The organism is Lysobacter sp. 1R34A (assembly GCF_051217035.1).
Classification (GTDB): Bacteria; Pseudomonadota; Gammaproteobacteria; order Xanthomonadales; family Xanthomonadaceae; genus Lysobacter.
This window is the reverse complement of the sequence record NZ_JBPKJP010000054.1, coordinates 1-15,809: the sequence shown is the minus strand read 5'-3', so window position 1 is coordinate 15,809 and position 15,809 is coordinate 1. Positions and strand designations below refer to the sequence as shown.

The window sequence follows — 15,809 nt, the reverse complement described above, 5'->3', positions numbered from 1 at the left end:
GATGGGCGCGCGCGAACCGGTACTGATCGAAGGACGCTGGCAGGCCTCGCGCGATGCCGGCGGCGACTTCCGCGCCTTCGATCCGACCCGCGGCACGCCGTTCGGCCCGGCGTTCCCGGTGTCCGGCGCGGCCGACGCCGAGGCCGCGCTGGCTTCGGCCTGCGCGGTCGCCGCCGAACTGGCCGCGGCCGATCCCGAGCGCATCGCCGAGTTTCTCGAGGCGTATGCGCTCGGCATCGAGCATGACGGGCCGGACCTGGTCGCGCTCGCGCACCTGGAAACCGCGTTGCCGATCGAGCCGCGTCTGGCCAAGGTCGAGCTGCCGCGCACCACCGGGCAGTTGCGCCAGGCCGCCCGCGCGGTGCGCGAGCGCTCGTGGACCCAGCCGGTCATCGACACCGCGGCCGGTCTGCGCAGCCATCTGGCGCCCTTGTACAAGCCGGTGCTGATCTTCGGGCCGAACAATTTTCCGTTCGCGTTCAACGCGGTGGCCGGCAGCGATTTCGCTTCGGCCATCGCCGCGCGCAACCCGGTCATCGCCAAGGTGCATCCCTCGCACCCGGCCACCAGCCAGCGTCTGGCCGAGCTGGCTCATCGCGCCCTGGTCGAGGCCGGCCTGCCGGCCGCGGCCTTGCAGGTGCTGTATCACCTAGACCCCGCGCAGGGGCTGGCCCTGGCCGGCGATGCGCGGCTCGGCGCGCTCGCCTTCACCGGCAGCCGCAATGCCGGGCTGGCGCTGAAAGCGCGGGCCGACGCGGCCGGCGTGCCGGCCTATCTGGAACTGTCGAGCGTCAATCCGGTGTTCCTGCTCGCAGGCGCACTGGCCGAGCGCGGCGAGGCCCTGGCGCAGGAATTCTTCGCCTCGTGCACGATGGGCGTCGGCCAGTTCTGTACCCATCCGGGCATCGTGGTGGTGCCGCGCGGCGCCGACGGCGATGCCTTCGTCGCCGCGGCCGCGGCCGCATTCGCGCAGGCGCCGTCCGGGGTGATGTTCTCGCGCGGCGTGCTCGACCATCTGCAGCAAGGCGTCGCGGCGTGGCGCGACGCCGGCGCCGAGCTCGTCGCCGGCGGTGCCGCCGTGGAGGGCGAAGGCTATCGCGTGCAACCGGCGCTGCTCAGCGTCGACGCCCATGACTTTCTCGCCGACCGGCGCCTGCAGAGCGAGGCGTTCGGCCCGGCCAGCCTGCTCGTGCGCGTCGACGGCATCGAGCAGGCGCTGGCGATCGCGCAAGGACTCGAAGGCAACCTCACCGGCACGATCTACGCCGGCGAACGCGATGCCGCCGACGAAGCCCGCCTCGCCGCCAGCCTGCGTCCGCGCGTCGGCCGCCTGATCGGCGCGCGCATGCCGACCGGCGTCGCGGTCAGCCCCGCCATGCACCATGGCGGTCCTTACCCGAGCACGGGGCACCCCGGCTTCACCGCGGTCGGGCTGCCGGCGGCGATCCGCCGCTTCGCCGCCCTGCATTGCTACGACCACGTCCGCGACGACTTGTTGCCGACCGAATTGCGCGACCGCAATCCCGGCGGCATCGCGCGCCAGGTCGACGGCCGCTGGACCTGCGACGACATCGGAGTTGCGTCATGACCCAAATCGGCAGCAACCAAATCGGCATCAATCAGCTCGGTATCAATCAGAGCGATATCAAACAGATCGGCACCAATCAGATCGGCGGCCTGACCCTGGAGCGGGCGCGGGCCGCGCTGCAACCCTGGCCGCAGCGCGCGCCGGCGATCGGCGCCGACGAGTACGCGCAACGCATCGAGCGAGCGCGTTCACTGATGCGTCGCGCGCGCTGCGAGGCCTTGCTGATCACCGCCGGCACCTCGTTGCGCTATTTCACCGGCGTGCCCTGGGGCGCTAGCGAGCGGCTGGTGGCGATGCTGCTGACTCTCGACGGCGACCCGGCGGTGATCTGCCCGGGCTTCGAGGCCGGGTCCTTGTCGCATGTGCTGAAGGTCCCCGGTGAACCGCGCCTGTGGGAAGAGCACGAAGACCCTTGCGCGCTCGTCCTCGACACCATGCGCGCGCGCGGCGCCGCTCGGCTCGCGCTCGATCCGGCCGCGCCGTATGCCGTCTTCAGCGCGTTGCGTGCGTTGGCGCCGACGCTCGACGTCGTCGATGCAAGCGCGATCGTCGACGGCTGCCGTGCGCGCAAGACCGAGGCCGAACTGGCGCTGATGAAGCAGGCCACGGCGATGACCCTGCAGGCGCACCGGCTCGCCGCCGGCCTGGCCGAAGAGGGCGTGAGCACCGCGACCTTGCGCCGTTTCATCGACGAGGCGCATCGCGCCTTCGGCGCCGACAACGGTTCGACCTTCTGCATCGTCCAGTTCGGCGAAGCGACCGCATACCCGCACGGCATTCCCGGCGAACAGACCCTGCGCGAAGGCGAACTGGTGTTGATCGATACCGGTTGCGCGGTGCAGGGCTATCAGTCCGACATCACCCGCACCTACATCTGCGGCCGCGCCGATGCACAGCAGACGCGGATCTGGGAACTCGAGCGCGCCGCGCAATTGGCTGCGTTCGATGCGGTGAGGCCCGGCGTCAGCGGCGAAGCGGTCGATCAGGCCGCGCGCGTCGTGCTCGAACGCGGCGGCCTGGGCCCGGACTATCGGCTGCCCGGCCTGCCGCACCGCACCGGCCACGGCTGCGGCATGAGCGTGCACGAGGCGCCGTACCTGGTGCGGGGCAATCGGGTAGGGCTGGAGCCCGGCAACTGCTGTTCGAACGAGCCGATGATCGTGGTGCCCGGGCAGTTCGGCGTGCGCCTGGAGGATCACTTCTACGTGACCGAGAACGGCGCGGCCTGGTTCACCCCGCCGTCGCCGGCGATCGACCGGCCGTTCGCAGACTGAGTCGCCTGGCGGACCTTCTGCATGGGCGGCCGGCGCGCGGCATCGGCGCATCCCTGCCAGCCATTCAGAAGGTCTCGCCGCGCGGCAGACACTTCAGGCACATCCGGGCGCGCGCGGTTTGCCGCATGATGGCCCGCATCCGTCCGAACCCCGAACGAGTCCCGCGATGATTTCGACCCGATCCGTTTCGCTGCGCGCGCCTCTGGCCGCGCTGACCGCTGCCGTGTTGCTCGGCCTCAGTCTGGCCCCGGCCTTCGCCGCCGAGCCCGTCGCCGCGACGCCGCCCGCCACCGCGGCCGCCGATGCGACCGCGCGCGAGAGCGAGGCCGGTGCGCGTTTCAAGGCGCTGTACACGCGCGAATGGAAGTGGCGGCAGGCGCAGTTCGCCGGCGGCGACGACGAAGACGTGCAGGGCCAGGCGTCGAGCCGCCTGCCGAAGGTCGACCTCGCCACCCAGGCCGAGCGCGAGCGCTACTGGGCGCAGGTGCTGAAGGAACTCGACGCGATCGACAAGGCCCAACTGCGCGGCGAAGACCCGGTCAACTACGAGGTGTTCCGCCAGCAGATCCAGAGCCTGCTCGCCAACCAGCGCCTGCGCGGTTGGGAAATGCCGTTCAACAGCGACAGCGCGTTCTGGACCAACCTGGGCTTCACCGCGCGCCGGCCGATCCGCGACGCCGAAGGCTACCGGCGCTACCTCGGCCAGTTGCGCGACATCCCGCGTTATTTCGACGAACAGATCGACAACATGCGCGCCGGCCTGGCGCGCGGCTACAGCGTGCCGCGGGTGACCCTGACCGGCCGCGACGCTTCGATCAAGGAAGTGGTCGACGCCAAGCTCGAAGACAACCTGCTCTACACCCCGTTCAAGCAGATGCCGGCCAACATGCCGGCGGCCGAACAGACGCGCCTGCGCGCCGAGGCGGCCAAGGCGATCGACGAGCAGGTGCTGCCGGCGTACCGCAAGCTGCTGGCCTTCATGCAGAACGAATACATGAAGCAGGCCCGCACCACCCTGGCGGCCGAGGCCATGCCCGACGGTGAGGCGCTGTACCGGGCCAAGATCCGCGAATACACCACGCTCGACCTGCCGCCGGCGCAGATCCACAAGATCGGCCTGGAGGAAGTGGCGAAGATCCGCGCGCAGATGGATCAGACCATCGCCAAGACCGACTTCAAGGGCAGCTTCCCCGAATTCCTGCATTACCTGCGCACCGATCCGAAGTTCTATCCCAAGACCGGCGACGAGCTGCTGATGCGCGCCTCGTGGCTGGCCAAGCGCGTCGACGGCCAGATCGGCAACTACATCGGCCTGCTGCCGCGCCAGCGCTTCGCGATCCGGCCGGTGCCGCCGGACCTGGCGCCGTTCTACACCGCCGGCCGCGGCGGCCGCGACGTCTACCTGGTCAACACCTACGACCTGCCGTCGCGCCCGCTGTTCAACCTGGCCGCGCTGACCCTGCACGAATCCGCGCCGGGCCATTCCCTGCAGACCTCGCTCGCGGCCGAGCACGAAGGCCTGCCGGATTTCCGCCGCTACACCTACATCTCCGCCTACGGCGAAGGCTGGGCCCTGTACTCGGAGAAGCTCGGCATCGAGATGGGCCTGTACGACACGCCGTACGACTACTTCGGTTACCTGACCTACCAGATGTGGCGGGCCAGCCGGCTGGTGGTCGACACCGGCATCCATCACCTGGGCTGGAGCCGCGAACGGGCACAGGCCTTCCTGCGCGACAACACCGCGCTGAGCGAGCACGAGATCCAGACCGAAGTCGACCGCTACATCGGCTGGCCGGGCCAGGCGCTGTCCTACTACCTCGGCCAGATGAGCATCGAACGCGCGCGCGCGAAGGCCGAGCAGGCCCTGGGCCAGGACTTCGACATTCGCGCTTTCCACGATGCGATTCTCGCCCTCGGGTCGGTGCCGCTGCCGGTGCTGGAGCAGCGTGCGGATCGGTTCATCGAGGAGAGTCGCGCCAAGGCCGCGGCGCAGCGGGCGAAGACCGCCGCTGCGGCGCCGGGCGCGGCGGCGAAGTCCTGAGCGATTCGCTGGAGGCGATTTTGGCTTCGGGTGCGTCGCTCCGGTTGTAGGAGCGACGTGTGTCGCGGCCACGGGACGCGCAAGAGCAATAGGGCCGTCGTCATTCGCCGAAGCGGCGTGCCTTCTGTCATGGGTAGGGGCGACGCAAGTCGCGACCGCGCAGCCCCGGCCACCCGCGCCGCCATCCGCAGATTCGCGGTCGCGGCTTGCGCCGCTCCTACCCTGCGACAGCAGGCCGTTTCGATGGGTGGCATAGGCATTGGTGTGTCAGCGCGTCCCTTGGTCGCGGCTTACGCCGCTCCTACAGGGGACGGCTGCGCCGCGTTCTGATGCTGGCTTTGGCCGTGCGCGGTATCGCACTTGCGAAGGCAACGGAAGACCCGGAGGGCGGCCCGCAGGGATGCGGGCCGTTTTTCATCGGGACAGGGATGTCCCGTATGAAAAATCCCTGCGGAGGCACCGCTCGTGCGGGCCTGTGATTCAAAAAGAAGCATTTTTCTTTGGTTACCTTTCTTTTGTTGCTTTAGACAAAAGAAAGTAACCCGCCGCTTTAGTGGCGGAAGCTTTGGGTTTGATCTTGATCTATTGAACGAGAGAAGCGCCGCGAGACCGTCGCAGCGATGTCGCGGCTTGCGCCGCTCCTACCCTGGCGAAAGCACGCCGCTTCGATGAAATGACGAAAGCCACGTTATCTCTGCGCGTCCCGTGGTCGCGACTCACGTCGCTCCTACAGGATGGCGACGCTGCGCCCCGGGATTCAGGCGCAACCCTTGTAGGAGCGGCATGAGCCGCGACCGCGCAGGAATGGCGGCGTCACTCCAGTACTAAGGTGCAGCTTGCTAGCCGCGACCGTGCAGTGACGATCCGGCAGCGCTGCCCTCAACGCCCAGCGGGCTCAGGCAACCCCCACCCACGCCAATGCCGCGCGTATTGCGCCTGCGGCAGCAGGACGAACACCGGTCGCGCTTCGGGCTTCAGCCAGGCGAGCAGGCGGTCCATCTCACCGTCGTCCATGGCGGTGCAGCCGGCGGTGGCTTCGCCGGGGGCTTTCCACAGGTGGGCGAAGATGCAGCTGCCGGCGCCGGCGATGCCGCCGGGGTTGTGTTCGATCACGAAACCCTGGCGGTAGCGTTGGTCGCCGCCGGCGTGGAGATCGCGGCGCATCGGTTCGGTGGAGCCGGCGACGGCGGCGTCGCCGACGGTCCTCGCATCGACGATGCGGTTGTACAAGGGCGAGTCGGCGACGTCGATGCAGTAGTCCGACACGGTCATCGCGCTGTAGGGCAGGGCGGTCGCGACCCGGTCGGCGTAGCCGAAGGCGGTGCCGATGCGGAACAGGCCGGCCGGGGCGCGGCCGTCGCCTTCGCGCTTGATCGGGCCGTCCTGCTGCGCCGGATGCAGGCCGAGACCCCAGGCCGAGCCGGCGCGGCCGATCGTCACTTCGGCCGGGTCGCCGACGGGGCGCCACCGCTGGCCGTCACGCTCGAAGCGCTGCAATCGGCCCTGGTTGGCGTCCCAGCCCGCCGTGGTCACGACCACCAATTGCCTGGCCTGACTGGTTTCGCCGCCGTAGCGGTCGCTGCCGGTCGTGGCGCAGCCAGCGAGCATCAGGGCCAGTCCCGCGGCGATGAGGCCGGCGAACCAGCGCGGTCCCGAGGCGGACTTGAGCCCGGCCCTGGGCCTGGCTGGGGATTCGCGCACGGGCGAGGGCAAACCGAAGGACCGGAGCATGGGCATTCCTCGCAGCGCATCGCGCGGCATCAGGTGTCGAGCATGTCCTGGATGCGCTCGGCGTTGCTGTCGAGCTGGCTGAGCCGGCCCTGGCCGCGTTCGCACAGCAGGATGAAGATCAGGTCGAGCAGGTGCTGCAGCGCCGACTGGTACAGCAGCGGCTCGACATGGGCGCGCTCGTCGTGGGCCGACACCAGCAGGGAGAAATCGGCGTGGGCGCGCAGCGGGTTGGGGGTGTGGCGGGTCACCGAGACGACCTTGCCGCCGGCTTCGCCGAAGGTGCGCGCCAGGTGGCACAGCGCGGTCTGCTTGCCCAGCTCGGAGAACACCAGCAGCAGGTCGTTCTGGTTCGCGGTCGCGGTGCTTGCGGTCATCAGCACCGGGTCGAAATGGTGGACGCTGAGGATGCCGATCATCGCCAGCTTCATCGCCAGGGCGCGGGCCGGGATGCCGTCCTCGCCCAGGCCGATGATGAACACCCGGCGCGCGTCCTGGACCAGCTCGGCGATCGCGTCGATGCGCTCGGCCGGGTTGATCAGCCGGGTTTCCTCCTCGGCGCGGGCCTTGCCGTGCCACAGGCGCTCGGCCAGGGCCGCGTGCGGGTCGGCATGGACCGACTCGACCGCGTGAGCGTCGTCGTGGCCGTCGCCGCGCGCGACCGCCTCGCCGATCGAGTACTTCAGGTCCGGATAGCCCTTGAAGCCGAGCTTCTGGCTGAACTTGACCACGCTGGACTGGCTGATGCCGAGCGCGTTGGCCAGCTGCTGCGAGGAATAGTCGCGCAGCAGGTGCGCGTTCTCGAGCAGGTAATCGGCGATCCGGCGTTCGATCGCCGACATCTGGTCGCGTTCGGAGCGGATCTTGAGCAAGGGCGACATCGGCGGGTCCAGTCCTGTACGGCTAATCCTGTGGCGAGACCGGAGCGGCTCAGACGTCGAGCGGTTCCAGGCCGCGGATCTCGCGGATGCCCAGGCCCGGCGCGTCGGTCACCGTGATCTCCGATTCGTTGAAGATAACTCCCCCGTCGACCGGATTGAACGCGCACAGCGAGGGACCGTCCAGATCCACCTTGGTGATCACGTTCGACTTGGCCACCGCCAGGTGCACCGCGGCGGCGACGCTGATGCTGGTCTCGATCATGCAGCCGATCATGCATTCGACCCCGTACATGGCGGCGATGTCGGCGATCTGGATGGCCTTGGACAGGCCGCCGGTCTTCATCAGCTTGATGTTGATGATGTCGGCCGCGCGCATCCGGATCAGGTCGATGACCTCGGCCGGGCCGAACACGCTCTCGTCGGCCATGATCGGGGTGTGGACCCGATCGGTGACGTACTTCATGCCGTCCAGGTCCTGCGCCTTGACCGGCTGCTCGACCAGTTCCAGGCGCACGCCGGCGTCTTCGAGGGTCTGCAGGGCGTAGACCGCCTGCTTAGCGGTCCAGCCCTGGTTGGCGTCCAGGCGCAGCAGGGCGCGGCCCTCGACCGCGGCATAGATCGCCTTGACCCGCTCGATGTCGACGCCGATGTCCTTGCCGACCTTGATCTTCAACGACTCGAAGCCGCGGTCGACCGCGGCGATCGAGTCGGCGACCATCTTCTCGATGTAGTCGACGCTGATGGTGATGTCGGTGGTGATGACCGGGTCGCCGCCGCCGAGCATCTTGTACAGCGGGGCGCCGTAGAGCTGGCCCCACAGGTCGTAGACCGCGATCTCGACCGCGGCCTTGGCGCTGGAATTCTTCTCCAGCGCGCCCTGGATCAGGCCGGTGATGCGGTTGAGGTTGGCGATCTCCTCGCCGATCAGGCGCGGCGAGATGAACTTGCGGATCGCCTCGACGATCGAGCCGTGGGTGTCGCCGGTGATCACCGCCGTCGCCGGCGCTTCGCCGTAGCCGACGTGGCCGGTGTCGGTGTGGACGGTGACGACGATGTCCTCGACCACGTCGACCGTGCGCAGTGCGGTCTTGAACGGAGTCTTGAGCGGTACCCGCAGCATGCCGAATCGGATGTCGGTGATCTTCATGTGGTCGGTAGGGTCTGGGTTCGTTCGGCGTGTTCGGTGGTTGGGAGAGGCGGCGCCCGGCGACGCTACTTCGAAAGGTGTCGACGGCGATGTGAAGCCGTCGGCCCGTACGGGGGAGAGCAAGGTTCTCCGCCGGAAGCGGGCCGGCTCATGGACGTATACGTTGAATGCTGGTGATCCGGTCCACGGTCGGCTGCTCGCGGTTGAACAGCAGCGGCACCAACGGCGTCACCGAGACGCCGTTGAGGTGCACGCGCGCCAGCTCGCCGGTGCGGTCGCGGAAGGTGATGCCGGTGGTGTCGTGGATCACGTAGGGCCAGCCGTCCTCGTGGCCGACCACCATCATCACGTGGCCGGGGATGTAGATCAGGTCGCCGACTTCCAGGGTCTTGACGATCTTCAGGCGTTCCTCGTGGCCGAGGTCCTCGGCTAGCTCGATGCGGTTGTAGGCCGGGCTGACCGCCTGATCGCGGGTATTGCGCGGCAACTGCACGCCGAAGCTGCGGTAGATCTCGGACACGAAACCGCTGCAGTCGCGGGTGTTGTAGGAGTGGCCCCAGCCGTAGCGTTCGCCGAGGAACTTGAAGCCCTGGCGGACCAAGTTGGCCTGGGTCAGCGGCAGATAATCGGTGGAAACATCGGCGATGCGCGGCAGCAGCGCCGGGGAAAACCGCAGCCGCCCGGCTTCGTCGCGATACGGCAGCTCGATCACATGCGAGGCGTAATGGTGTTGGCCGTTGACCGGGCGCTCGGCCGGCCAGTCGGCGAGCAGCGGCACGCGCACGCCCATCTCCAGCTGCACGTCGGACACGCCGGGCCGTTCGGGCGTGTGCACGGTGCGCGCGCTCGCACCGGTCACCACCAGGTAGGGGGTCTTGCGGGTATAGGCGAAGATCGGCTTGGCCTCGCCCTCGGCGATGCGCTCTTTCTCGACCCAGGCCGCGTACAGCTCGCTGACCACGAACCAGTACTTGCGGTCGCGGCTCTCGTGCACGATCGCCACCGGCGTGCCCGGGAACAGCGCGCTCTCCTGGTAGCGGTCGATGTCGGTGTCGCCGCGCGAAGTGAACACGCGCAAGCGCGTCGGGAAGGTGCGCAGGTCGGCGCGGCGGACCACCATGCCGTAGCGGGTGTCCTGTTCGGCCGGGATCGCATCGAGGGCCAGGGCCTCGCCGAGCTGTTGCAGGGTCTGCGCCGGCACCGCCTCGCCGCGTTCGTCGTACAGGGTTTCCGCGCGCGCCTGCGACAGCGGCGCGATCCACGCGTGGACCTGCGCACGTCGCAGTTTCGCGGGGAGATGTTCGATATCGTGCACCGACGGGTCGAGCCGGTGCAGGCGTCGGTTCTGCGCGGCGATCGCGGCGCGGTCGAGTATCGTCGCGTCGGGCCGGGCCTGCTGGCGTATCCAGTAGTCCGCGTTCAATTGCCCCTCCTCGATCCCTATGACGCCGGTTGCGTTCGCCTCGGCGGCCGGCGCACGCGGCGCCTCGCGTGCGAGCGCCGGTGCCGTGCCCCATGGCGCGGCGGCGAGCCAGGCCGCGAGCAACAGCGCGGCGCGGCGGCGGGAAGGCTGCGGGTGGCGAATGTCGTCAGGCATCGCTTCAAGCTCCGGGCGCGCTGGGCCGATCCCGCGCGCCGTCACAGGCCCGATGCCGGTCGTCCGGCACCCACCCGGCTTCGACGAACGCGCGACGTCGGGTCGGTCCGCAGAATACATACTTCCTACAAAAAATAGATAGAGAATAATTTATTGACCGGGTACGCCCTTCATGTTACACAGCCATGAATCGATGGCCCCCGCGTGGGTGACACCAGGTATGGATCCCGTGAACGACCTGCTGTTTATCGCTCCCCGCGCGAGGGCCATCGTCTCGTTCGCCAGGAGTTGGCGGGCGGCCGTGCTGGCCGCGGCGCTGGCCGTGGCCGCACCGGCCTGGGCCGAGACTGCGCCCGCGGACGATGCCGGCGAACGCCTCGCCGCCATCGTGGCCCTGGTCGACAGCGGTCATTTCGAAGGCGCCCGCGCCCGCATCGACGAGGCCCTGGCCCGCCCCGGGTTGACCGCACCGCAGCGCCAGGCGGTGGAGTTCGAGCGCGAACGCATGCGCCGCATCCGCCTGGATTTCACCCTCGACGAAGCCCAGGCCCAGGCCAGGCTGCGCGAACAGATCCCCGACTTGCGCGCCGACGAGTTCGCCGCCTGGGACCGCGCCGGCCTGCTCGAATACCTGATCATCGACGGCGACAAGCGCTACTTCCAGCGCGCGCCGTCGAACCTGTTCCGGCTCAGCGCGCAAGCGCTCGCGCGGCGCAAGCCCGGCGCCAAGCCGTTGAGCCATGGGCCGATGGAAGTGCTCAACGCCCATCACGCCGAAGTGCGCGACGCCGCCCTCGCCAGCGGGCTCGGCCATGTCGCGCCCAGGCGCGTGCGGGTGACGCAGTCGTTGACCGTCGAAGCCGATGCGGTGCCGGCCGGCAAGAGCGTGCGCGCGTGGCTGCCGTACCCGCGCGCCCTGCCGCGCCAGCAGGAAGGCGTCCGTTATCTGGCCAGCACCCCGGCGCGTCATCGCATCGCCCCGGAGTCGGCCCCGCAGCGCACGGTCTATCTGGAGCAAACCGCGCAAGCCGGCCGGCCGACCAGGTTCGAGGTGCAGTACGAGCTGACCGTGTACGGCCAATACCGCGCGATCGACCCGGACCAGGTGGTGCCGGCGCCGCTGAACCAGGACACCCGGCCGTATCTGGGCGAACGCGCGCCGCACATGGTCTACACCGAGGCGCTGCGCAAGTTCTCGCGCGAGGTGGTGGGCGAGGAAACCAATCCCTACCGCATCGCCAGGAAGCTGTACGCCGCGGTCGACCGCATCCCGTGGGCCGGCGCGCGCGAGTACTCGACGATTTCCAACATCAGCGACTACGCCCTGCACGCCGGCCACGCCGACTGCGGCCAGCAGACCCTGCTGTTGATGACCCTGCTGCGCCTCAACGGCATTCCCGCGCGTTGGCAATCGGGCTGGGTCTACGGCGACGACGGCTACACCAACATGCACGACTGGGCCTGGATGTATCTGGCGCCCTACGGCTGGATGCCAGTCGATGTCACGACCGGCCGCTTTGATTCGTCCGACGCGCAGCTCGCCGACTTCTATTTCGGCGGCTTCGATGCCTATCGCATCGCGTACAACGACGACTACGGCCGCGATTTCGTTCCGGCCAAGACGCACGAACGCTCCGACACCGTGGATTCGCAACGGGGCGAGGTCGAGTGGGAAGGGGGAAATCTTTACTTCGACCAATGGGACTACGACTACGAGGCACACGTGCTGCCCGCCAAGGCCTGAGCCGGCGGAGCGGCGTCCATCATTCTGGGGAGGAAGTGCGGTATGAACGGCAAGACCTTGCGTAAGTCCGGGCTGTGCATGGCGATGGGGATCTGCCTTGCTTCGATGGCGCTGCAGCCGGCGCTGGCGGCCAACACCGACGGCTCGCTCGCCGGGCGGGCGACCGCCGGCGCCGAGGTCACGGTGCGCAGCACCGAGACCGGCTTCACCCGCACCGTGAAGGCCGACGAGAGCGGCAACTACCGCTTCCCGTTCCTGCCGATCGGCACCTATCAACTGCAGGCCAGCAAGGACGGCGCCGCGGTCGGCGAGCCGATCGAGGTGGTGGTGAGCCTGGGCAACGAGGCCAACATCAATCTCGGCGACGCGACCAATCTCGGGGCGGTGCAGGTGATCGGCTCGCGGGTGATCTCGCCGGTCGACGTGCGTTCGACCGAGTCGGCGACCAACGTGACCAAGGCCGAACTCGAACGCGTGCCGGTCGGACGCGATGCGCAGTCGGTGGCCCTGCTCGCGCCCGGCGTGATCCAGGGCCAATACGGCGGCGCCTCGTTCGGCGGCTCGTCGGTGTCGGAAAACGCGGTCTACATCAACGGCCTCAACGTCACCGACTTCTACAAGCGGGTCGGCTTTTCCTCGGTGCCGTTCGGCTTCTTCAAGGAGTTCCAGGTCAAGACCGGCGGCTACTCGGTCGAGTACGGCCGCACCACCGGTGGCGTGATCAACGCGGTCACCCAGTCGGGCACCAACGAGTTCCACTACGGCGCCGAGCTGGTATGGGAACCGGCCTCGCTGCAGTCCAAGGGCAAGAACCACTACGACGCCGACGGCAATCCGTTCCGCATCGCCAGCAAGGACCAGTACGACCGGACCAATCTCAACGTCCACGCCTCCGGTCCGATCGTCAGGGACAAGCTGTTCTTCTATGCGATGTACGAGTTCCGCGACTACCAGCCGGAGAGCACCAACGACGCCGGCAGCACTTTCTTCAAGGGCAAGTCCGACAAGGGCTTCTGGGGTGCCAAGCTCGATTGGCAGATCAGCGACAAGCACCTGCTCGAATTCCTGGCCTTCTCGGACAAGAACGAGACCACCACCGACAACTATCTGTACGACTTCGACGCCGGCCAGCGCGGCAACCGCTCCAACACCCAGTTCAACGAGGCCGGCGGCACCAATTGGGCGCTGACCTACACCGGCTACCTCACCGAGAACTTCTCGATGAAGGCCCTGTACGGCGAGAACAAGCGCGACCGCATCCAGAGCAGTCTCAACGACATCGCCTGCGATGCGGTGCAGGACCGCCGCGTCGCCGGCCTGCCGCAGATCGGCTGCGTCTCCTCGGCGCAGATCGAGGTCGGCCTGGACAAGCGCGAGGCGGCGCGGCTGGACTTCGAGTGGCAGCTCGGCAACCACCTGCTGCGCTTCGGCCTGGACCGCGAGGTCAACACCTCCGACAACGAGAGCTTCTACCCGGGGCCGTCGCGCAAGTTCTTCCAGATCTACCCGACCCGTCCGGGCACCACCCTGGAGAACGGCGGCGTCGTGCCGGCCGGCGTAACCGCCTACGTGCGCGCGCGCCAGCAGGAAGTGCGCGGCAACTTCGAGTCGATCAATTCGGCCTACTACCTCGAAGACAACTGGCAGATCACCCCGGACTTCATGCTCAACGCCGGCGTGCGCATCGAAGGCTTCGACAACAAGAACGGCGAGGGCAACACCTACATCAAGATCGACGACATGGTCGCGCCGCGCCTGGGCTTCTCCTGGGACTTCAAGGGCGACGGCCGCTCCAAGGTGTTCGGCAACGTCGGCCGCTACTTCCTGCCCATCGTCAACCAGATCAACGTCAAGCAGGCCGGCGCTTTCCTCGACGAGCGCACCTTCTACGTGTTCAACGGCCTGGAGCCGTTCCAGTACAACGGCTCGACCTACTACCGTCCGATCCTGGGCGCGCAGATCGGCGCGGTCGACAACAGCCAGGGCGACGGTACCGTCGGCGACCTGCGCAGCGAGGTCGACGCCGACATCGACCCGGTCTACCAGGACGAGGCCATCCTAGGCTTCCAGTCGATGATCGACGACACTTGGTCGTGGGGCGTGCGCGGCATCTACCGCCGCCTGCACAACGCCATCGACGACATGGAGATCACCTCCAACGGCATCCTGTGCGGCGGCGAGCCCGGCAGCATCGGCTACGTCATGGCCAACCCCGGCAAGGACGTGACCCTCTACACCGACACCAACTGCGACGGCACCAACGACGGGTTCGTCACCATCGACACCTCGCGCGCCGGCTGGGCCTTGTACGACGACGACGGCAACTACGTCGGCGAGCGCGGCTGGGTCAAGCCCAAGCGCACCTACCGCGCGCTGGAGTTCATGATCGATCGCGCCTGGGACGACAAGTGGGCGTTCAACGCCTCCTACACCTGGTCCAAGAGCGAGGGCAATGCGGAAGGGCCGTCGAATTCGGACTTCGGTTTCGACAATACCGGCCGCACCGAGTCCTTCGACGACCCGTTCGTTAACTTGAACGGCAACGGCCCCCTACCGAACGACCGCCGCCACCAGATCAAGCTGCGCGGCGCCTACGCATTCGACGATCATTGGTCGGTGGGCGCGACCTTGAACGCGCAGTCGGGCCGGCCGATCAACGCCTTCGGCAAGGGCAATCCGTTCGACGACACCAGCTACCACAGCTTCTACGTTTGCGTGTCCAACTGCACCGCGGACGCCTCGCAGCGCGTGTACGAACTGCGCCGGCGCGGCTCCGGCGGCCACCTGCCGTGGACCTTCGACATCGGCGCCAGTCTGACCTACCAGCGTTCGATCGGCGAAGCCGACCTGCGGGTCAAGCTGGCGGTATATAACCTGCTCAACAATCAGCGCAAGCTCGAAGTCGACGACGAGTTCGAGACCGGCATCGGCGTGCCGAACGAGTTCTACCGTTACGGCACCGGCTACCAGAGCCCGCGCTACGCCCAGCTGACCGTGTCCGTGGATTTTTGATGCGCCACCCCTTGGCGGCCCGGGATGGGGCCGCCATTCTTTCCCGCAGGGCCGCCCGATGCGACACAGACCCCGTTGGCCGGCCCTGATTTTTATTATCGCTTCGCTCGCGGCGCCGTCGACCGGCGCCGCGGCGGAACGCGTTGATAGACCGGATGCCTCTGAGCCGGAACGGCGCGCGCTGGACCGGATCTTCGACGACGCGATGGCGCGCTATCGCTTGCCGGGGCTGGCGATCGGCATCGTCGAAGACGGTGTGGTGACCTATCAGCGCACCGCCGGCGAACGGGTCGCCGGCGAGGGCGCGCCGATCACGCCGGATACGGTGTTCAAGATCGCCTCGAACACCAAGTCGATGACCACTGCCTTGCTGGCCCGCCTGGTCGACGCCGGCAAGCTGCGCTGGGACGACCCGGTCACCCGGCATCTGCCGGACTTCCGCATGCACGAGGACTGGGTCACTCGCGAGATGCAGGTGCGCGACCTGCTGATCCACAACAGCGGCCTGCGCGCCGGCGCCGGCGACCTGATGCTGTGGCCGGAGCCGAACGATTTCACCCGCGCCGACATCCTGCACGGGCTGCGCTATCTCAAGCCGCTGCACAGCTTCCGTTCTCGCTACGACTACGACAATCTGCTCTACATCGTCGCTGGCGAAGTCGCCGCCGCGGCCGGCGGCGCGCCGTACGAGACCTTGCTGCAGCGCGAAGTGTTCGCGCCGCTGGGCCTGTCGCGCTGCCGGGTCGGCGCCTGGAGCCGCGACGCGCTCGGCGACGTCGCCCAGCCGCACGTGC

At 68.2% G+C, this 15,809-nt stretch carries 10 protein-coding genes; 6 read left to right on the top strand and 4 right to left on the bottom strand.

Going from position 1 to position 15,809, the window contains the following annotated elements; translation table 11 throughout:
• Nucleotide 1 precedes the first annotated feature (1 nt).
• The 3 genes from ACSAMQ_RS12940 to ACSAMQ_RS12930 all read left to right on the top strand — a co-directional run bounded on the left by ACSAMQ_RS12940 (nt 2) and on the right by ACSAMQ_RS12930 (nt 4,906).
• Nucleotides 2-1,588, top strand: a complete 1,587-nt coding sequence (locus ACSAMQ_RS12940; RefSeq protein ID WP_435396037.1) for an aldehyde dehydrogenase family protein — start codon at nt 2-4, stop codon at nt 1,586-1,588.
• Nucleotides 1,585-2,862 carry a M24 family metallopeptidase gene (locus tag ACSAMQ_RS12935; protein ID WP_435396036.1) on the top strand — a complete coding sequence of 426 codons (1,278 nt, stop codon included), beginning with the start codon at nt 1,585-1,587 and terminating at the stop codon, nt 2,860-2,862. Before ACSAMQ_RS12940 ends, ACSAMQ_RS12935 begins: the two co-directional genes overlap by 4 nt.
• A 169-nt stretch (nt 2,863-3,031) precedes the next feature.
• Complete coding sequence (locus ACSAMQ_RS12930; protein WP_435396052.1) at nt 3,032-4,906, top strand: DUF885 domain-containing protein; 1,875 nt, start codon at nt 3,032-3,034, stop codon at nt 4,904-4,906.
• A gap of 879 nt (nt 4,907-5,785) precedes the next feature.
• Here ACSAMQ_RS12930 and ACSAMQ_RS12925 read toward each other — a convergent pair.
• From ACSAMQ_RS12925 to ACSAMQ_RS12910, 4 genes are all read right to left on the bottom strand, one after another.
• Complete coding sequence (locus ACSAMQ_RS12925; protein ID WP_435396051.1) at nt 5,786-6,514, bottom strand: L,D-transpeptidase family protein; 729 nt, start codon at nt 6,512-6,514, stop codon at nt 5,786-5,788.
• 152 nt (nt 6,515-6,666) lie between these two features.
• Entirely contained in the window at nt 6,667-7,515 is an 849-nt protein-coding gene (locus ACSAMQ_RS12920) for a MurR/RpiR family transcriptional regulator (protein WP_435396035.1), read from the bottom strand.
• Nucleotides 7,516-7,564: 49 nt separating this feature from the next.
• Complete coding sequence (locus ACSAMQ_RS12915; RefSeq protein WP_435396034.1) at nt 7,565-8,662, bottom strand: dipeptide epimerase; 1,098 nt, start codon at nt 8,660-8,662, stop codon at nt 7,565-7,567.
• 148 nt (nt 8,663-8,810) lie between these two features.
• Nucleotides 8,811-10,259 (bottom strand): SH3 domain-containing protein, encoded by a 1,449-nt coding sequence (locus ACSAMQ_RS12910; protein WP_435396033.1) that lies wholly within the window; start codon nt 10,257-10,259, stop codon nt 8,811-8,813.
• A gap of 229 nt (nt 10,260-10,488) precedes the next feature.
• Between ACSAMQ_RS12910 and ACSAMQ_RS12905 the strand changes: the two genes are divergently transcribed.
• From ACSAMQ_RS12905 to ACSAMQ_RS12895, 3 genes are all read left to right on the top strand, one after another.
• On the top strand, nt 10,489-12,003 hold the full coding sequence (locus ACSAMQ_RS12905) for a transglutaminase-like domain-containing protein (RefSeq protein ID WP_435396032.1): 1,515 nt from the start codon (nt 10,489-10,491) through the stop codon (nt 12,001-12,003).
• A gap of 42 nt (nt 12,004-12,045) precedes the next feature.
• Complete coding sequence (locus ACSAMQ_RS12900) at nt 12,046-15,015, top strand: TonB-dependent receptor (protein WP_435396031.1); 2,970 nt, start codon at nt 12,046-12,048, stop codon at nt 15,013-15,015.
• 205 nt (nt 15,016-15,220) lie between these two features.
• The coding region (locus ACSAMQ_RS12895; protein WP_435396030.1) for a serine hydrolase domain-containing protein at nt 15,221-15,809 on the top strand (589 nt) is incomplete at its 3' end.